General features: G+C 68.8%; 14 protein-coding genes. 9 read left to right on the forward strand and 5 right to left on the reverse strand.

Translation table 11 applies throughout. The annotated features are described in order from the left end of the window. Window positions 1-5 precede the first annotated feature (5 nt). Together JKJ07_RS07275 and JKJ07_RS07280 are read right to left on the reverse strand one after the other, a co-directional pair. Window positions 6-1,433 (reverse strand): sensor histidine kinase, encoded by a 1,428-nt coding sequence (locus tag JKJ07_RS07275; RefSeq protein ID WP_236028460.1) that lies wholly within the window; start codon window positions 1,431-1,433, stop codon window positions 6-8. A gap of 5 nt (window positions 1,434-1,438) precedes the next feature. Further along, window positions 1,439-2,080 carry a DedA family protein gene (locus JKJ07_RS07280; protein WP_202990450.1) on the reverse strand — a complete coding sequence of 214 codons (642 nt, stop codon included), beginning with the start codon at window positions 2,078-2,080 and terminating at the stop codon, window positions 1,439-1,441. Window positions 2,081-2,236: 156 nt separating this feature from the next. Between JKJ07_RS07280 and JKJ07_RS51620 the strand changes: the two genes are divergently transcribed. Then, complete coding sequence (locus JKJ07_RS51620; RefSeq protein ID WP_202990451.1) at window positions 2,237-2,866, forward strand: QsdR family transcriptional regulator; 630 nt, start codon at window positions 2,237-2,239, stop codon at window positions 2,864-2,866. Here the strand turns inward: JKJ07_RS51620 and JKJ07_RS07290 are convergent. From JKJ07_RS07290 to JKJ07_RS07300, 3 genes are read right to left on the reverse strand one after another with little or no spacing between them, the layout of a single operon-like run. Then, on the reverse strand, window positions 2,846-3,715 hold the full coding sequence (locus JKJ07_RS07290; protein ID WP_202990452.1) for a tryptophan 2,3-dioxygenase: 870 nt from the start codon (window positions 3,713-3,715) through the stop codon (window positions 2,846-2,848). The two genes, JKJ07_RS51620 and JKJ07_RS07290, sit on opposite strands and share 21 nt — an antisense overlap. A gap of 41 nt (window positions 3,716-3,756) precedes the next feature. Then, window positions 3,757-4,164, reverse strand: coding sequence for a YchJ family protein (locus JKJ07_RS07295; RefSeq protein ID WP_236028461.1), 408 nt, complete (start codon window positions 4,162-4,164; stop codon window positions 3,757-3,759). A 13-nt stretch (window positions 4,165-4,177) separates the two neighbouring features. Continuing rightward, window positions 4,178-5,461, reverse strand: coding sequence for a HEAT repeat domain-containing protein (locus JKJ07_RS07300; RefSeq protein ID WP_202990454.1), 1,284 nt, complete (start codon window positions 5,459-5,461; stop codon window positions 4,178-4,180). A 144-nt stretch (window positions 5,462-5,605) separates the two neighbouring features. On the opposite strand from JKJ07_RS07300, the gene JKJ07_RS07305 reads away from it, so the two are divergent. The 8 genes from JKJ07_RS07305 to JKJ07_RS07340 all read left to right on the forward strand — a co-directional run bounded on the left by JKJ07_RS07305 (window position 5,606) and on the right by JKJ07_RS07340 (window position 18,560). Beyond that, window positions 5,606-6,592 carry a LacI family DNA-binding transcriptional regulator gene (locus JKJ07_RS07305; RefSeq protein ID WP_202990455.1) on the forward strand — a complete coding sequence of 329 codons (987 nt, stop codon included), beginning with the start codon at window positions 5,606-5,608 and terminating at the stop codon, window positions 6,590-6,592. A gap of 191 nt (window positions 6,593-6,783) precedes the next feature. Continuing rightward, window positions 6,784-8,166 (forward strand): ABC transporter substrate-binding protein, encoded by a 1,383-nt coding sequence (locus tag JKJ07_RS07310; protein ID WP_202990456.1) that lies wholly within the window; start codon window positions 6,784-6,786, stop codon window positions 8,164-8,166. Window positions 8,167-8,221: 55 nt separating this feature from the next. After that, window positions 8,222-9,163: a carbohydrate ABC transporter permease gene (locus JKJ07_RS07315; protein ID WP_202990457.1), complete on the forward strand. Its 942-nt coding sequence runs from the start codon at window positions 8,222-8,224 to the stop codon at window positions 9,161-9,163. A gap of 4 nt (window positions 9,164-9,167) precedes the next feature. Further along, window positions 9,168-10,040 carry a carbohydrate ABC transporter permease gene (locus JKJ07_RS07320; RefSeq protein ID WP_202990458.1) on the forward strand — a complete coding sequence of 291 codons (873 nt, stop codon included), beginning with the start codon at window positions 9,168-9,170 and terminating at the stop codon, window positions 10,038-10,040. Between the two features lie 70 nt (window positions 10,041-10,110). Continuing rightward, window positions 10,111-11,688 (forward strand): glycoside hydrolase family 13 protein, encoded by a 1,578-nt coding sequence (locus tag JKJ07_RS07325; RefSeq protein ID WP_202990459.1) that lies wholly within the window; start codon window positions 10,111-10,113, stop codon window positions 11,686-11,688. A 36-nt stretch (window positions 11,689-11,724) separates the two neighbouring features. Next, a complete protein-coding gene (locus tag JKJ07_RS07330; protein WP_202990460.1) occupies window positions 11,725-14,010 on the forward strand; it encodes a discoidin domain-containing protein in 2,286 nt (761 codons plus the stop codon). 58 nt (window positions 14,011-14,068) lie between these two features. Beyond that, window positions 14,069-17,617, forward strand: coding sequence for a galactose-binding domain-containing protein (locus JKJ07_RS07335; RefSeq protein ID WP_202990461.1), 3,549 nt, complete (start codon window positions 14,069-14,071; stop codon window positions 17,615-17,617). A 70-nt stretch (window positions 17,618-17,687) separates the two neighbouring features. Continuing rightward, on the forward strand, window positions 17,688-18,560 hold the full coding sequence (locus tag JKJ07_RS07340; RefSeq protein WP_202990462.1) for an alpha/beta fold hydrolase: 873 nt from the start codon (window positions 17,688-17,690) through the stop codon (window positions 18,558-18,560). The last annotated feature ends 2 nt before the right edge of the window (window positions 18,561-18,562 follow it).

Here is an 18,562-nt window from a genome sequence, read left to right on the forward strand (position 1 = left end):
CGCCGTCAGCCCTCCCCACCCGGAGACAGCCCCGGGGTCGCCTGCGTGGGTCGGGTGTGGGCCGCCGGCCCAGGTGTGGTGGCCGTTGGGGAGGCCGCCGCGGGTTGGGTGGGGGCCGGGGGTTGGGACTGGATCGCCGGCCCGGGTGTGGCCGCCGGTGGCAGAGGTGTGGCGGGGATCGTGTGCGGCACTGGCCCGGCTGCGGGCGTCGGTTGGGGAGGCGTCGTGGGGTAGGGCGTTGGGCGGGATGTGGCGGCCGGTTGGGGCGCTGCAGCGGGTGGTGGGTGTGGCGCTGGGTGGGATGGGGGCGGCGTTGTGGGGGCTTGGGGGAGGGTGACCTGGATTGTGGTGCCGCCGCCGGTGGGGCTGTGCAGGGTGAAGTGGCCGTCGAGGGCGGCTACGCGGCGGGACAGGCCCTGGAGGCCGCTGCCGGTGGGGTCGGCGCCGCCTTGGCCGTCGTCGCGGATGTGCATCTCGAACTCCGTTGCGGAGGCGTCGATCTCGATGTCGATGACCGTAGCGCCCGAGTGTTTGGCGGCGTTCGTGATGGCCTCGCAGGCGACGAAGTAGAGCACGGTTTCCACCTGTGGGGGCGGGCGCTCGTCGAGGCGGTAGGCGATGCGGACCGGGACCGCGGAGCGCTGGGCGACCATGGTCAGGGCGTCGTCGAGGGTGCCGTGGTCGAGCGCCGACGGGTAGACCCGCCAGGCGACCTCGCGTAGCTCGTCGAGTGCGCGCTGGGCGTCGTCGTGGGCCTGGGCCAGCAGGGTGGCCGCCTGGTCGGCGTCGCGGCTGCGGCGGGCCCGGCCCAGCAGCATGCCCAGGGCCACCAGCCGCTGCTGCAGGCCGTCGTGCAGGTCGCGTTCGATGCGGCGGCGTTCCGCGTCGACGGCCGCCATGACGCCGGCCCGGGTGGCGGTCAGCTCGGTGATCCGCTGTTCGAGCGCGTCGCGGGAACCCGTCTCGAGCAGGCGGTGCGCCAGCCAGCGGTCGAGCCGGAGCACGCTCCCGACGGCCTGGATGTTGAGCGCAAGCAGGGCCGAGCCGATGAGTGCCTGACCCAGCAGGTCGAGCACGCCCATCTGCCCGGTGGCGAAGGCTCGCACCACGATGACCACCAGCACGAGTCCGGTCAGGAACAGCGACACCGTGATCGTGCCGAGGAACGCGGGCCACAGCCGCGCCGCCAGATAGGCCACCACCCGGCGTTCGTCGGGCGTGTGCACCGGCGGCAAGGACAGCCGCCGTCGCTCCCAGGCCGCGATCTCGCGAGCGTGCCCGGCCACGACCGCCCGCCCCGGCGAGACCCAGACCAGCCCGGCCACGATCAGGAACAGGCCCTCGGCGGCGCCGCTCAGGGCGCCCAGGGTCACCGCGGCCAGCGGGTTCCAAGCTCTGCGCACCAGGGGGCGGAGTCGGGCGTAGGGCGGCATCCCGGTCACCGTACGCGACGGTGGCGGGTTAGCCGGACGGTGATGAAGACGGCGGCGGCGACAAGGCAGAGGACGATGACCAGCTTTTGGAAGATCGAGGCGTAGGACTCGACGGCGTGCCAGTTCGCGCCCAGGGAGTAGCCGGCCAGGATGAAGGCGGTGTTCCAGATCAGGCTGCCGATCGTGGTGCAGAGCAGGAACATGGGCAGCGGCATGCGTTCGACGCCGGCGGGGATCGAGATCAGGCTGCGGAAGATGGGGATCATGCGGCCGAACAGGACCGTCTTGGGGCCGTGGCGAGCGAACCAGGCCTCGGTGCGGTCTATGTCGGTCAGCTTGATCATGGGCAGGCGGGCGGCGATGGCGCGGAGGCGGTCACGGCCCAGCAGGACGCCGGCGTAATAGAGGGCGACGGCGCCGACGACCGAGCCGATGGTCGTCCACACGATGGCGCCGACGAGGCTCATGCGGCCCTGGCCCGCGGTGAAGCCGGCCAGCGGCAGGATCACCTCGCTGGGGATCGGCGGGAACAGGTTTTCGAGGGCGACGGCCAGGCCGGCTCCGGGGCCGCCGAGCTTTTCCACCAGGCCGGTGACGAGGCCGGTGAGGCCGCCTTCGTCCGCGGCGGCGGCGTAGGTCGAGGTCATGGCAACGACGCTAGGGATCAGCGGACCGCCGGACCATGAGGGCAGCCGCCGACCTCACTGCGGAAAACCACACCCCCGACCGGAGGGGGAAGCACCGCGGCGAGAGGCGGAGGGGGCGCTGGGGACGGAGGGGTGGAACGTGAAAGGGATTGCAGGGTGGCCCGTATTGATCCGTCGTCGCGGGCTATCCGTATTCAAGGGGGACGGATTAAGGGCCACCGAAAGGGATCGATGTCTGGGCAGAAGGTCAGCCACCGCGTCGTCAATCATGATCAGGTGGTGGCGGCGGGGCGGGAGCATTTTCTGCAGCGTTCCACATTGGATATGGCAGCGCTGGCCGGCGAGATGGCGATCAGCCGGGCGACTCTCTATCGGGTCGCGGGCAGCCGGGACGCCCTGCTCGACGACGTGTTGTGCGAGCTCACCGAGGCCATGTTCCTGCAGGCCCGGGCCGCCCGCGAACACCATGGATTCGACGGCGTGGTGGAGGTTTCGCGGCATTTCGGCGAGCAATTACGCTCGCCGGTTCTCGAGCGGTTTCTGCGGCTGGAGCCGGAGGCCGCGTCGCGGGTTTTGTTCACTCCGGCCGGGGGTGTGCATCGGCGCGCGGTGGCTATTCAGGCCGAGATCTTCCGGGAGGCCGGCCTGACCAATATCGATCATCTCGCTTATCTCTACGTGCGGATGGTGGGGGCTTTCTTGTACGCGGAGTTCTTCACCGGCCGCCACGCGGATTTCGACGAGTTGGTGCCGGCGCTGCGCGCGCTATTGGAGCCCGCGGCCTGAGACGGCGCCCATCTCGGTGCGTACGGCGTAAAGCTCGGGAAAGAACGTCAGGTCCAGCGCCGCCTTGAGGAAGCTCACGCCGCTGGAGCCGCCGGTGCCACGTTTGAAGCCGATGGTCCGCTCGACCGTCTTGAGATGGCGGAACCGCCAGAGCTGGAAGTTCTCCTCGATGTCGACCAGCTCCTCGCAGGCCTCGTACGCCTCCCAGTGCGTTTCCGGATCGCTGTAGATGCGCACGAAGACCGGCACCAGATCCTCGTGATAGCGCCACGGCAGCCGCACGTCGCGCTGCAGCAATTCGACCGGCACGTCGTGGCCGTGGCGGTGCAGATAGCGCAGGAACTCGTCGTAGACGCTGGGGGTGCCGAGGGCCTCGGTCAGCATCTCGAGGGCGCTCGGATCGTCGGAGAACAGCGCCAGCATCCGCTCGTCCTTGTTGCCGAGCAGGAACTCGACCGCGCGGTACTGATACGACTGGAATCCCGACGACGTGCCCAGGAAGCTGCGGAACTCGGCGTATTCGCTCGGGGTGAGCGTGGCCAGCACCGACCATTGTTCGGTCAGTGTGCGCTGGATGTGTTTGACGCGGGCCAGGCCCTTGAGCGCCGGCCGCAGCTCGTCCTTGGCGATCCGGCGGGTGACCTCGCGCAGTTCGTGCAGCACCAGCTTGAGCCACAGCTCGGAGGTCTGGTGCTGCAGGATGAACAGCAGCTCGTCGTGGTGTTCGGGCTCGCTGACGGGGTGCTGCGCGCTCAGCAGCTCGTCGAGGTGCAGATAACGCCCGTACGAGAGGTTGACCTTGAAGTCGCGGACGACGGAGTCCTCGATCGGCCGGTGCTCGGAGCTCACGGTTGCCTCCAGGGGTCTCACCCTGAAGGGAAACACACGATCTAGATGTTCGCGAGCGATCCGTCGGCCAGGATCGGCCCCCAATACGCCCACTTGCCGTCGTGCCGCACGAACCGGCTGCGCTCGACCATGTCGCCGTTCTTGCCGTGATCGCGGTAGTGCGCGCGGAACTCGACGACGCCCTCGTTGTCGAACATGCCCCCACCGGTCGACTCGATGATCTCGAGCCCCACCCAGCGCAGCCGCGAGTCGGGTTCGATCTGCTCGGGCCGGGTCTTCGGGTGCCAGCTGCTGAGCACGTACGCGTCGTCGTCGAGCGCGAAGGCGGAGTAGCGCGACCGCATCAGCGCCTCGGCCGTGGCGGGCGGCTCGCCGTGGTGGGCCGGCCCGCAACATTCCTCGTACGCAAGCCCGCGCCCGCAGGGACAGTGCTTGGTCTTCTGCGCCATGAGGCCCATTTTGTCAGCCCGCCTGTTGCTCGTTGACGATCCTCTCCCACCTTCGCACGTCGTCCCGCCCGCGTTGGGCCAGTTGCGGGTCGTCGTCACCGGCCAGCATCCGCCCGGCCCGCAGCGCGCTCGCCGGATCCCAGTTCCGCACGATCCGGTACGCACCCCGCCGTACCTCGAGCCGCGGGTCGTCCAGCAGCCGCCAGAGCCGGTCGGCCGGCAGTCGCCGCTGATAGGGGCGCAGCGCCGACGCGGCCTCGCGGATCACCCCGGGCACCGGATCCTGCAGCAAAGGCACAACCCCTTCCACCGGTACGGCGTCCAGGGCGGCGAGCGCCTGCACGGCGGCGGCCCGGATCCGCGCGTCGTCGTGGCCGAGCAGCGGCGCGAGCACCGCCTCGTCGGAGTAGCCGCCGGTCTCGCCCAGCCCCGCGATCGCCCCGGGCGTGGGCCGGGTGGTGACGGCGGCGCGATAGTGGGCGGCCGGTTGGGGCAGCCGGGTGCGGGCGATCGCACGCACGAACGGCGCTGGGTCGTCGGCGGCCGCGGCGACATCGGCGTCGTGGCCGAGCCGGGCCAGTTCGGTCAGCGCGGCCGCGCGCACCTGGACGAACCGCGAGCGGGCGATCGTCCGCAGGGTCTCCAGGTCACCGAGCCGGGCCGCGGTGGCGGCGAGCGCGTCGGCGGCGAGGGTGCGAACCATCGTGTCGGGCTCGTGCAGGGCGAAGCGCACCAGGTCGCGGTGCTCCCAGCGGCCGAGCTCGGTGCCGGCCGCGAAGACCAGCCGGCGTACGGCCGGGACCTTGGAGCCGAGCATCGTGGTCTCGACCCGGTCGAACGCGGCCACCGTGGCCGCCCGGACCTGTCGCGTGGCCCAGTCGGCGCGGTAGCGGTCCGCGATGTGCATGGCCATCGGCACGGCCGGTCGCAGGAACGTCTCGGGCCGCTCGGCGAGCATGGTCGCCACGATCGCGCGGGCCGGGTCGCGCACCTGGGCCACCCAGTCGGCGCAGCGCAGCACGAGGAACGGCATCAGCTCGGGCCGCGGGCCGGCCGCCATCTCGTGGACCGCCTGCTCCCGGATCCGGCCGTCGCGCTCCAGGCTGGCCAGGGCGGGCGGGATCGGGCGGCTGTGCCACGGGTCGCGCCGGCGACGTTCCTCGAGCCACGCGGTGATCCGGGGGCGCTCGATCAGCGCGACCAGGTGGGTCTCGCCGCGCACGAGCGACCGGTAGAGCACGTCGAGGGCGTCGCCGCCGTTCCGCATGGCTTGCTCGAGTGGGGTGGGGGCGGTCACCAGCACATCCTGCCGGGTGCCCGGAGGTCCCGTCTTCTCGTTTTCGGCTGCGGAGTGCAAGCGGCTGCAAGGCTCAACGTGACAGCGAGACGAGACTGCAAGCCACGGTTCGGAAATTGCAGGGATCTGCCGTAGGGTTGCCGAATGACCAAACGTCTGGCCGAGGTGGCCAAGAAGGCGGGCGTCAGCGAGGCGACCGTCAGCCGCGTGCTCAACGGGCGCAGCGGTGTGAGCGAGGCGACCCGGGCCTCGGTGCTGACCGCGCTCGATGTGCTGGGCTACGAGCGCCCGACCAAGCTGCGCGGCGAACGCGGTCGGCTGGTCGGTCTCGTGCTGCCCGAGCTGCAAAATCCGATCTTCCCGGCGCTGGCCGAGGTGGTGACCGCGTCGCTGGCCCAGCGCGGCTTCACCCCGCTGCTGGCGGCCCGCACGATCGGCGGCGTGCCCGAGCGCGACTACATCGAGATGCTGCTCGACCATCAGGTCTCCGGGGTGGTCTTCGCCGGCGGTTCCTACGCGCTGGCCGAGGCCGAGCACGGGCACTATCGCGCGCTGACCGATCGCCGCATGCCGGTCGTCATGGTCAACGCGGGCGTCGCCGACCTGGGGTTCCCGCACATCTCGACCGACGACGCGGTGGCCGTCGAGCAGGCGTACGGGCATCTGCGCTCGCTGGGCCACGCCCGGATCGGCATGGTCATGGGCCCCGAGGATCACGTGCCGTCGCGGCGCAAGCTGGCCGCCCTCGAGGGCAAGGAGTTCTGGGTCGAGCGGACCAACTTCTCGATGGAGAGCGCCCGGCTGGCCGCGGCCAAGCTGATCGACCGTGGCGTGACCGGCATGATCTGCGCCTCCGACGTGCTCGCGCTGGGCTCGATCCGGGCCGCGCGCCGGCTCGGGCTCGACGTGCCGTCCGACGTCTCGGTGGTCGGCTTCGACGATTCGGCGCTGATGACCTGCACCGATCCGCCGCTGACGACCGTGCGGCAGCCGATCGAGATGATGGGCCAGGCGGCCGTCGACCTGCTCGTCAACCAGATCGAGGGCAGCGGCGTCGAGCCTGACGAACTTCTTTTCGAACCGGAGCTCGTCGTCCGGGGATCGACCGCACCGGCGCCCGCGAGGGGCTGACCAGCAACTTTATTTACCGAAGGGCGGGCCGATCGGCCCGCCCTTTGTCGTGCGCGCCCGTCCAGCGTGGAGTCGAGTTTTTTCTTCCTTCAGTCGGCTTCTTGCGGCGACCCGTTTGACTTTGTATCGTCACCTCCACGAAACATGACTAGAGACTCACGTCACATAACCGTTCCCGAAGGGATCGACTGATGTCCGTACCGCAGTACCGGAAGGCGGCGGCGTTCGCGCTCGCGGCCGGCCTGGGGTTCAGCCTGGTGGCGTGCTCGACCAAGAGCAGCGACGACTCCGGGACCGACGCCAGTGGCAAGGTGACCATCACTGTCGACTGCCAGCCGGTCGGCGCGCAGAAGGAACTGCTCGCGAACTGGAACGCCGACGTCGCGGAGTTCGAGAAGCAGAACCCCGACATCTCGATCAAGAGCGTCAGCGTCGGCGAGCAGTGCAACAACCCGCCGGACTTCACCGCCCGCCTGGCCGGCGGCACGATGACCGACGTCTTCTACGGCTACATGACCGACCTGCAGCAGGTGCTCGACTCCGGGCAGGCGGCCGACATCACGTCCGCGGTCAGCAAGGACACCATCCCGACCTGGGACAGCGTCGACCCGGCGCTCAAGGAGGTCTTCACCGACGAGGGCAAGCTCTACGCGATCCCGGTGAAGAACTACTCGATGGGCCTGGTCTACAACAAGGCGCTCTTCAAGAAGGCGGGCCTGGACGCGGAGAACCCGCCCAAGACCTGGGCCGAGGTGCGCTCGGCGGCCAAGAAGATCGCCGGCCTGGGCGGCGGCGTGGCAGGCTTCTCGGAATACAGCGCGGGCAACACCGGCGGCTGGCACTTCACCGCCGAGATCTACTCGCAGGGCGGCAAGGTGCTCAGCGAGGACGGCAAGAAGGCCGCCTTCAACGACGCCGCCGGCAAGCAGGTGCTGCAGAACCTCAAGGACATGCGGTACGGCGACAACAGCATGGGCAGCCGCCAGCTGCTGCAGTGGGGCGACCTGCTGACCAATGCCGGCGCGGGCAAGGTCGGCATGTTCATCGGCGCGCCCGACGCCACCCAGGCCATCGTCAGCCAGTTCCAGGGCAAGTACGAGGACTGGGCGATGGGCCCGATGCCCGGCCAGGACGGCGCGGCCAAGGGCACGCTGGGCGGCGGCGAGGGCTACTTCTTCAAGAAGGGCCTGTCCGAGGCGCAGGTCAAGGCCGGTCTGAAGTGGATCGCCTACCAGAAGCTGACGCCGGGCAAGGGCCAGCTCGACTACGTGCGGGCCAAGCCGCAGAACTACCCGGTCGGCCTGCCCCAGCCGCTGCTGTTCAGCAACGGCAGCGAGGCCCAGAAGCAGGAGCTCGACCTGCGCAAGGCCAACGCGAACGTGGACACGGCCAACTTCAAGGTGTTCGAGGACAACCCGGTCGCGATCGTCGGGGAGCCGCGCAACGCCCAGGCCATCTACGCGGTGCTCGACTCGGCGATGTCGGGGGTGCTGACCAACCCCAACGCCAACATCGACTCACTGCTCAAGACGGCCGAGGAGAAGGTCAACCAGCTCCAGGCCGCCGGTAGCTGATCAACGGGGGCGCGGGAGCCGGCGACGGCTCCCGCGCTGTCAGAAGGAGTTCGCTTTGGCGATCATGACCGCACCGGGCACCGCTACCAAGCCGGCGCCCGCCCCGCCGCGTACGGTCTCGAAAAAGGGCCGCAAGGTCAGGGACAACCTCACCGGCCACGCGTTCCTGCTCGGCGCGGTCTTCTGCTTCGCGCTGTTCATGTGGTTCCCGATGATCCGCGGCATCGTGATGAGCTTCCAGCGCACCCGGCGCGGCGAGACCACCTGGGTCGGCTGGGACAACTACAGCCGGATCATCGCCGACCCCAGCTTCTGGACCGCTTGGAAGAACACGTTCCTGTTCACGGCGCTGGCCCTGGTCGTCGGGTACGTGCTGCCGTTCTTCGTGGCGATCCTGCTCAACGAGCTGCGGCACGCCAAGGGCTACCTGCGGATCCTGGTCTACCTGCCGGTGATGCTGCCCCCGGCCTCGGCGCTGTTCCTGTTCAAGTACTACGCGTACGACCCCAGCGAGGCCGGCCTGTTCAACGCGATCCTCAAGGCGCTGCACCTGCCCACGTCGGAGTGGATGCAGTCGCCGACTATGACGATCCCGGCCATGGTGATCGCGTCGACCTGGATGAACCTGGGCAGCGCGGTGCTGATCTATCTGGCGTCGCTGCAGAACATCCCGGGCGAGCTGTACGAGGCGGCCGAGCTGGACGGCGCGGGAGTGTGGCGGCGGATCTGGAACGTGACGATCCCGCAGACCCGGCTCATCCTCGCGCTGCTGGCCATGCTGCAGATCGTCGCCACCATGCAGCTGTTCATCGAGCCGCTGATCCTGGCCAACGGGGCCGGCACGCAGGACTCGGCGACCTCGGTGGCCTACCTGATCTATCAGCACGGCTTCTTCCAGAACGACCTCAACGGCGCGGCCGCCCTCGGCGTGATCATGCTCGTCGTGCTGGCCGCCTTCTCCGCCGTCTACGTGCGACTGACGACGAAACAGGACTAGGACGATGACCCGAACCCTCATCTCGCAGGCGCAACTTCAGCGGGGCCGCGGCCGCTTCCTCTACTGGACCGTGCTCACCGTCGTGGTCGCGGGCTTCACCCTGGTCTTCCTCGGGCCGCTCTACTGGATGGTGACCGGCGCGCTCAAGACCGGCCAGGAGATCGCGCAGACGCCGCCCACGCTGTGGCCGCACGACCCGCAGCTGCAGAACTACGCCGATGCGTGGAACAACTTGGACCTGGCCAAGCTGCTGTTCAACACGTTCTACTACGCGGCCGGCGCGGTCTTCTTCCAGCTGGTGTTCGACACCGCGGCCGCGTACGCGTTGTCGAAGCTGCGGCCCGTGCTGGGCAACGTGATCCTCGGGCTGATGCTGGCCACGCTGATGATCCCGGCCATGGTGCTGATCGTCCCGCAGTACGTGACGGCCATCGACCTGCCGTTCATTCACGTCAACCTGCTCGACTCGCCGTGGGCCATCTGGCTGCCGCTGGTCGCCAACGCGTTCAACATCTTTCTGCTCAAGCGGTTCTTCGACTCGATCCCGGAGGACCTGATCGCGGCGGCCCAGGTCGACGGCGCCTCGCCGCTGCGCACGCTGTGGTCGATCATCCTGCCGATGTCGCGGCCGATCCTCGGCGTGGTCTCGATCTTTGCGGTGACCGCCGTCTGGAAGGACTTCCTCTGGCCCAAGCTGGTCATGCCGTCGCCCGAGACCCGCACGCTCAGCGTGGGCATCTATGCCTTCTCCGGCGGGACGCCGATGAACGTCGTCATCGCCGCCTCGGTCATCGCCGCGATCCCGACGGTGATCATCTTCCTGATCTTCCAGCGCAACATCATGTCGGGCCTGACAACCGGCAGCCTCAAAGGCTAAGAAAACACATGATATCGGGCGAGCCTGTCAAGGTTCGTCGAGCCCAGCGTGCACAGAAAGCGGGTTTCCAGTGTCCGAAAACGACTCCCAGTGGTGGCGCGACGCGGTGATCTACCAGGTCTATCCGCGCAGCTACGCCGACGCGAACGGCGACGGCGTGGGCGACATCGCGGGCATCCGGGCCCGGCTGGGACACCTGCGCGACCTCGGCGTCGACGCGATCTGGATGAGCCCGTGGTATCCGTCGCCCATGGCCGACGCCGGCTACGACGTGGCCGACTTCCGCGACATCGACCCCGCCTTCGGCACGCTGGCCGAGGCCGAGGCGCTCGTCGAGGAGGCGCACGAGGCCGGCATCCGCATGATCGTCGACATCGTGCCCAACCACATCAGCAGCGAGCACCCGTGGTTCAAGGCGGCCCTGGCCAGCCCGGACGCCCCCGAGCGGGACTACTTCTGGTTCCGGCCGGGCCGCGGCGAGCACGGCGACGAGATGCCGACCGACTGGCGCGGGGAGTTCGGGGGCACGACCTGGACCCGTACGGGGGACGGGTCTTGGTATTTGCATCTGTTCACGCCCGAGCAGCCCGACCTCAACTGGGACCACCCCGACGTGCGGGCCGAGTTCGAGAGCATTCTGCGGTTCTGGTTCGACCGGGGCGTCGACGGCATCCGGATCGACTCGGCCGCGCTGCTGCTCAAGGACCCGGAGCTGCCCGAGGTGCTCGACGACAACCCCCACCCGTTCCACGACCTCGACGGCGTGCACGAGGTCTACCGCTCGTGGCGGCGAGTTGCCGACTCGTACGGGGGTGACCGCGCGCTGATCGGCGAGGTGTGGATGCCCGAGGTCGAGCGGTTCGCCAACTACCTGCGGCCCGACGAGCTGCACGCGGCGTTCAACTTCGACTTCCTCGGCTGCGCCTGGGACCCGCGGCTGATGCGCGAATGCGTCGATCGCACGCTCGACGCGCACGCCGTCGTAGGAGCCCCGACGACCTGGGTGCTGTCCAACCACGACGTCACCCGGCACGTCACCCGTTACGGCCGCGAGGACACCACCTTCAGCTTCGACAACAACCTCGACGGCACCCCGGTCGACCTCGAGCTGGGCACCCGCCGGGCCCGCGCGGCCGCCCTGCTCTCGCTGTCGCTGCCCGGCGCCACCTACATCTATCAGGGCGAGGAGCTCGGGCTCTGGGAGAACGAGAACATCCCGCCGGAGCAGTTCCAGGACCCGATGTGGGGCCGCCGCGGGCACAGCCGCGACGGCTGCCGGGTGCCGCTGCCGTGGACCGGCGACGAGGCGCCGTTCGGCTTCACCACCGCCACCCCGTGGCTGCCCCAGCCGGCGGAGTGGAAGGACCGTACGGCCCAGGCGCAGACCGGCGACCCCAGCTCGATGCTCGAGCTCTACCGCTCGGCGATCGCGCTGCGGCGTACGGAATCCTTCGCCGACTTCTCCTGGCTCGAGCTCGGCCGCGACGTGCTCGCGTTCTGCCGCGGCCAGGCCTTCGCCTGCGTCGTCAACATGTCGGGCGCCCCCATCGCCCTGCCCGCCCACCAGTCCGTGCTGCTCGCCAGTGGCCCTCTCGACGGTGACCGCCTCCCCCCGGACACCGCCGTCTGGCTGCGCATGACCTCGTAACACCCCGGGGGCTGGCCACCTGAGAAAGGGATCCCCATGGCCAACCGCAAATTACTGGTGTGCGTGCTCGCTGCCCTCACAGCGGGCGCCGCCATCGCCGTCAACGCACCGTCGGCGCAGGCCGCCGGTCTCTCCCCGTTCGACATCGCCGGCCGGGGCGCGACCGTGCCGTTCGTCGAGCTGGAGGCGGAGAAGGCCGCGCACAACGGCACCTCGACCGGCACCGACCGGACGTACGGGAAGTTGTCTTCGGAGGCGTCGGGCCGCGAGGCCGTGACCCTCGACGCGGCCGGCGAATACGTCGAGTTCACGCTGACCAAGCCGGCCAACGCGGTGACGTTCCGCTACAGCATCCCGGACAGCGCCAACGGTTCCGGCCGGGATGCCACGATCGACCTCCGTACGGGCTCCGCGCTGATCAAATCGGTGCCGGTGACCTCGAAATACAGCTGGTACTACGGGTATTACCCGTTCACCAACAACCCGGGCGACCCGCTGCCGCACCACTTCTACGACGAGGCGCGGGCGCTGTTCGGCACGACCTATCAGGCCGGTACGAAGATTCGCCTGCAGGTGTCGTCGACCGCGCAATCGCCGTCCTTCACGATCGACCTGGCCGACTTCGAGCTCGTCCCCGACCCGATCGCCAAGCCGTCCGGGGCCATCGACGTGGTAGCCGACTACGGCGCCGACCCGAGCGGCGCGACCGACTCGACGGCGAAGTTCCAGGCCGCCGTCAACGCGGGGGCGTCGTCGGGCCGGGTCGTCTACGTGCCCCGCGGAAACTTCACGCTTTACAGCCACGTGATCGTCGACCGGGTCACGCTGGCCGGGGCAGGACCCTGGTACAGCGTGCTCGGCGGGCGGCACCCGACCCAGCGCAACCTCGCGGCCGGCCTCTACGGCAAATACGTGGGGGAAGGCGGGCCGAGCCAGAACGTCGTCGTCCGCGATCTCGCTGTCATCGGTGACATCCGCGAACGGGTCGACGAGCACCAGGTAAACGCGTTCGGCGGCGCGATGTCGAACTCGACGATCGACAACGTGTGGATGCAGCACACCAAGGTCGGCGCGTGGATGGACGGGCCGATGGACCGGTTCACGATCAGGAACAGCCGGATCCTGGATCAGACCGCGGACGGCGTGAACTTCCACATCGGCGTCACCAACTCGACGGTCACCAACACCTTCGTACGCAACACCGGGGACGACGCGTTGGCGATGTGGGCCGAGAACGTGCCCAACGTCGGCAACTCGTTCACCCGCAACACGATCGTCGCCCCCATTCTGGCCAACCACCTGGTCTCGTACGGGGGCCGGGACATCGTGATGACCGACAACGTGGTCAGCGAATCGGTCAGCAACGGCGGCGGCATCCACGTGGGCAACCGATACCCGGGTGTGAACGGGGCGACTGCAGTCGCGGGGACGTGGACGTTGGCTCGGAACACGCTCATTCGGGCCGGGAACTCCGATTACAATTGGAATTTTGGGATCGGGGCGCTGTGGTTCTGGGGTGATTCGGCGCCGATCACCGGGGCGACCATCAACGTCACCGATACCGACATCCTCGACAGCTCGTACGCGGGGATTCAGTGGATCGGGAATCAGACGAGCGGGCTCAATCTCAGCAACGTGAACATCGCGGGGGCGGGGACGTTCGCTTTGCAGGCCCAGGCTCCGGCGTCGGCTCGATTCACCAACGTACGGGCTTCGGGGATCGCGCAGCCGCAGACCGTTTACAACTGCGCGGGGGCAGGGCTGCAGATCGCCGACGGGGGTGGGAACTCCGGGTGGTCCACGGCCAACTCGTATTGCGGGCCTTGGCCGGCGCCGCAGTGGAACAACGGGTCGACCACTCCGCCGACAACGCCGCCTACCACTCCTCCCACCACTCCTCCCGCTGGAAATTTGGCGGCCGGACGCCCGGTGACTGCCACCTCCCAGGTCGACGTCTATGTGCCCGCCAATGCGACCGATGGCAACCCCAACTCGTACTGGGAAAGCAGTAATGGCTCTTTTCCCCAGTCGATCACCGTTGACCTAGGGGCTTCACGAACCGTCGGTCGTCTTGTCCTCAAACTGCCGCCGGCCGCGGCCTGGGCCACCCGGACCCAGACGCTGTCCGTTCTCGGCAGCACCGACGGAAGCTCCTTCACGACGCTCAAGTCCAGTTCCGGATACGTCTTCAATCCGGCGAGCGCCAACACCGCCACCGTCACCCTCCCCGCGTCGACCGCGCGCTATGTGCGGCTGACGTTCACCGGTAACACCGGCTGGCCCGCCGGTCAGCTCTCCGAGTTCGAGGTCCATTCCTCCTGAGCCCGTCCCGCTCTGCCTCTCTCGAAACTCAATTTCTGAAAGAAGGGTGCGCTCCCGCATGTCCAGATTCAGATTCAGGCTCATAGCCGCAGCGGTCGCCGCGACCGTGGTCGCCGCTTTAGTGCACGCTCCGGCAGCGCTGGCCGCCGGTCCCAACCTGGCCGCCGGCAAGACCTTCAGCGCCAGCAGCTTCACCGACGTCTACCCGGCCGGCAACGCGGGTGACGGCAACGCCAACACGTACTGGGAAAGCAACAACAACGCGTTCCCGCAGTGGATCCAGGTCGACCTGGGCACCGCGCAGCAGGTCAACCAGGTCGTCCTCAAGCTGCCGCCGGCCACCGCCTGGGCCACCCGCACCCAGACGCTCAGCATCCAGGGCAGCACCGACGGCGGCTCGTTCGCGACGCTCAAGGCGAGCGCGGGCTACCAGTTCAACCCGGCCAGCGCCAACACCGTGACCATCGACTTCACCGCGGCCAGTGCCCGATTCGTACGGGTGAACGTCACCGGGAACACGGGATGGCCCGCCGGGCAGCTCTCCGAGGTCGAGGTCTACGGCCCCGTCTCGGGTGGCGACACCCAGGCGCCCAGCGTGCCCGGCAACCTGGCCTTCACGCAGCCGGGCGGGGACCAGATCCGGCTCACCTGGTCGGGCTCGACCGACAACGTGGGCGTCACCGGCTACGACGTGTTCGCCAACGGCGTGCTGCGCACCAGCGTCGCCGGCAACGTGCTGACGTACACGGACACCCAGCCCGCCTCGGCCACCGTCACCTATCAGGTGCGGGCCAAGGACGCCGCGGGCAACACGTCGGCGCTGAGCAACGCCGTGACCCGCAACGGCACCACGCAGCCGGGCAGCAACCTGGCCCAGGGCAAGCCGATCGAGGCGTCGTCGACCGTCCACACGTTCGTGGCCACCAACGCGAACGACGGCAGCCTGACGACGTACTGGGAAGGTGGCTCCTATCCGGCCACGCTGACCGTCAAGCTGGGGGCCAACGCGTCCGTGTCGTCGGTCGTCGTGAAGCTCAACCCGGACAGCTCGTGGGGCGCACGGCAGCAGACGTTCTCGATCCTCGGGCGGGACCAGGGCGCGAGCGCCTACACGACGATCGCCGGCTCGAACACGTACAGCTTCAACCCGGCCTCGGGCAACACGGTGACCATTCCGGTCAGCGCGACCACCGCCGACGTACGGCTGTCGTTCACCGCCAACACCGGCGCGCCCAGCGGCCAGGTGGCCGAGCTGCAGGTCATCGGCACCCCGGCCCCCAACCCGGACCTGACCGTCACCGCCACCTCGGCGTCGCCGGCGGCTCCGGTCGAGACGGACTCGATCACCCTCTCGGCGACCGTGCGCAACGCCGGCGGGCTCGCTTCGCCCGCCTCCAACGTCAACTTCTATCTGGGTACGACGAAGGTCGGCACCGCCAATGTGGCCGCGCTCGCCGCGGGCGCCTCGGCCACCGTCTCGGCCAATATCGGCGCTCGCGACGCGGGTTCCTACTCCGTGATCGCGAAGGTCGACGAGGCCGGCACGGTCATCGAGTCCAACGAGGCCAACAACAGCTTCACCGGTTCGCTGACGGTCACCCCGGTCAGCAGCTCCGACCTGATCGCGTCGGCGGTCAGCTGGTCGCCGGGCAACCCGACGGCCGGCAACACGGTCACGTTCTCGGTCACGCTGAAGAACCAGGGCTCGGCGGCGTCGGCCGGGGGCGCACACGGCGTCACGCTCACCGTGCTGAACGGCTCGTCGGTCGTACGGACCCTGACCGGCTCCTGGAGCGGCACGCTGGCCGCCGGCGCGTCGTCGCCGGCGATCAACCTGGGCACGTGGACGGCGGCCAACGGGCGCTACACCGTACGGACGGTGATTGCCAACGACGCCAACGAGCTGCCCGTGAAGCAGGCCAACAACACGAGCGAGAAGCCGTTCTTCGTCGGCCGCGGCGCGAACATGCCGTACGACATGTACGAGGCCGAGGACGGCACGACCGGCGGCGGCGCGGCGATCGTCGGGCCCAACCGTACGGTCGGCGACCTCGCCGGTGAGGCCTCCGGGCGGCGCGCGGTCACGCTCAACCAGACCGGGGCGTACGTGCAGTGGACGACCCGGGCGGCGACCAACACGATCGTGGCGCGCTTCTCCATCCCGGACGGCACCACCAGCTCGATCAACGTGTACGTCAACGGGGCTTTGAACAAGACATTGCCGCTCACCTCCAAGTACGCCTGGCTCTACGGCGACGAGGCCGCGCCGCAGAACTCGGGGTCCGGGCCGCGGCACATCTACGACGAGGCTTCTGCTCTTCTGACAGGCTCGTTCCCGGCGGGTTCGGTCATTAAATTGCAGAAGGATTCTTCTAACGGCGGCAACATCGCGATCGACTTCATCAACACCGAACAGGTCGCACCTAAAGCCAACCCCGACAGTGCACGTTATGTCGTCCCGAGTGGCTTTGATCAGCAGTCGGTGCAGGCGGCCCTGGACGCCGCCCGGCAGGACACGTCGAAGCTCGGCGTCTACCTCCCGGCCGGTGACTACCAGACGTCGTCCAAGTTCCAGGTGTACGGCAAGTCGGTGCGCGTGGTCGGGGCCGGTCCCTGGTACACCCGGTTCTTCACGCCGTCGGCGCAGACCGAGACGGACGCCGGGTTCCGGGCCGACAGCACCGCCAACGGGTCGACGTTCGCCGACTTCGCGTTCTTCGGCAACTACACGATCCGCATCGACGGCCCCGGCAAGGTGTTCGACTTCGCCAACGTCAGCGGCATCACGATCGACAACATCTGGACCGAGCACGTGGTCTGCCTCTACTGGGGCGCCAACACCGACAACATGGTGATCAAGAACAGCCGGATCCGGAACACGTTCGCCGACGGCGTCAACATGACCAACGGCAGCACCGGCAACCTGGTCGACAACAACGACGCCCGGGCCACCGGCGACGACAGCTTCGCGCTGTTCTCGGCGATCGACGCGGGCGGGGCCGACGAGATCAACAACACGTACTCGAACCTGACCACCACGCTGACCTGGCGGGCCGCGGGCATCGCGGTCTACGGCGGGTACGCCAACACGTTCAAGAACATCTACATCGCGGACACCCTGGTCTACTCGGGCATCACGATCAGCTCGCTCGACTTCGGCTACCCGATGAACGGGTTCGGCGCCAACCCGCCGACGGTCTTCGACAACATCTCGATCGTGCGGGCCGGCGGCCACTTCTGGGGCGCGCAGACCTTCCCGGCGATCTGGATGTTCAGCGCGTCGAAGGTCTTCCAGGGCATCCGGGTCTCGAACGTCGACATCATCGACCCGACCTACTCCGGAATCATGTTCCAGACCCAGTACATCGGCGGCCAGCCGGTGAACCCGATCAAGGACAGCATCTTCACCAACGTTACGATCAGCGGCGCCCGCAAGAGCGGTGACCAGTTCGACGCCAAGTCCGGCTTCGGCATCTGGGCCAACCCGCTGCCCGAGGCCGGTCAGGGCCCCGCGGTGGGGTCCGCGACCTTCACCAACCTGCAGTTCAGCAACAACTTCCGGGACATCGAGAACCCGACGTCCACTTTCACGATCACCCGGAACTGATTTTGTGCTGAAGGGGCCCGCGTTGTGCACGCGGGCCCCTTCCTGGTGTCGTTCGCGTAGATTCGGCCATGTGGAACGCATTGTCCTGCCCGACGGCCGCATCCTCGAATACCTGGTCGAGGGGCCGCCCGGCGGCCTCCCGCTGGTGCTGCACCACGGCACCCCCTCCGGCGCGATCCGCTACGCGCCGATCTTCGACTCGGCCCTGCGGCACGGCCTGCGCATCGTGCTGGCCAGCCGCCCCGGCTACGGCGGCTCGACGCCGCACCCCGGCCGCCGGGTGGCCGACGTCGCCGCCGACACGGCCGCCCTGCTCGACGGGCTGTCGGCGGGGCATTTCGTCACGGTCGGCTGGTCGGGCGGCGGCCCGCACGCGCTGGCCTGCGCCGCCCTGCTGCCCGGCCGCTGCGTCGGGGCCTCGGTGATCGCCGGCGTCGCCCCGTACGAGGCGCCCGGGCTGAACTGGCTGGACGGCATGGGCGAGGAGAACATCGCCGAGTTCCAGGCCGCGGCCAAGGGCGTACAGGCGCTGGACGGTTTTTTGACGGGAATGGCCGACGGGTTGGCCCGCGTCACCGCCGACGACGTGGTCGAGGCCTTCGGCGACCTGTTGTCCGAGGTGGATAAGCGGGCCCTGACCGGCGGCTTCGCCACGTATCTGGCCGACTCGACCCGCTACTCGGTCTCGGCCGGCATCGCGGGCTGGCGCGAGGACGACCTGGCCTTCCTGGCCGACTGGGGCTTCCCGCTGAGCGACATCAGGGTGCCGGTGGCGATCTGGCAGGGCGAGCAGGACCGGATGGTGCCGCCCGCCCATGGGCACTGGCTGGCGGGGCATGTGCCGGGGGCCGAGGTGCATTTGCTGGCGCATGAGGGGCATTTGTCGCTGATCGCCGGCATCGACGAGGTGGTCGACAACCTGCTGGCCCACGTGACCGTCTGAGC

Origin of the sequence: Paractinoplanes lichenicola (assembly GCF_016785085.1) — a bacterium.
Lineage (GTDB): Bacteria > Actinomycetota > Actinomycetes > Mycobacteriales > Micromonosporaceae > Actinoplanes > Actinoplanes lichenicola.

Excerpts from the sequence above, each read along its gene's own strand:
- JKJ07_RS07275 (WP_236028460.1), bottom strand. The coding sequence starts at position 1,433 with ATGCCGCCCTACGCCCGACTCCGCCCCCTGGTGCGCAGAGCTTGGAAC.
- JKJ07_RS07280 (WP_202990450.1), bottom strand. The coding sequence starts at position 2,080 with ATGACCTCGACCTACGCCGCCGCCGCGGACGAAGGCGGCCTCACCGGC.
- JKJ07_RS07295 (WP_236028461.1), bottom strand. The coding sequence starts at position 4,164 with ATGGCGCAGAAGACCAAGCACTGTCCCTGCGGGCGCGGGCTTGCGTAC.
- JKJ07_RS07305 (WP_202990455.1), top strand. The coding sequence starts at position 5,606 with ATGACCAAACGTCTGGCCGAGGTGGCCAAGAAGGCGGGCGTCAGCGAG.
- JKJ07_RS07310 (WP_202990456.1), top strand. The coding sequence starts at position 6,784 with ATGTCCGTACCGCAGTACCGGAAGGCGGCGGCGTTCGCGCTCGCGGCC.
- JKJ07_RS07320 (WP_202990458.1), top strand. The coding sequence starts at position 9,168 with ATGACCCGAACCCTCATCTCGCAGGCGCAACTTCAGCGGGGCCGCGGC.
- JKJ07_RS07330 (WP_202990460.1), top strand. The coding sequence starts at position 11,725 with ATGGCCAACCGCAAATTACTGGTGTGCGTGCTCGCTGCCCTCACAGCG.
- JKJ07_RS07335 (WP_202990461.1), top strand. The coding sequence starts at position 14,069 with ATGTCCAGATTCAGATTCAGGCTCATAGCCGCAGCGGTCGCCGCGACC.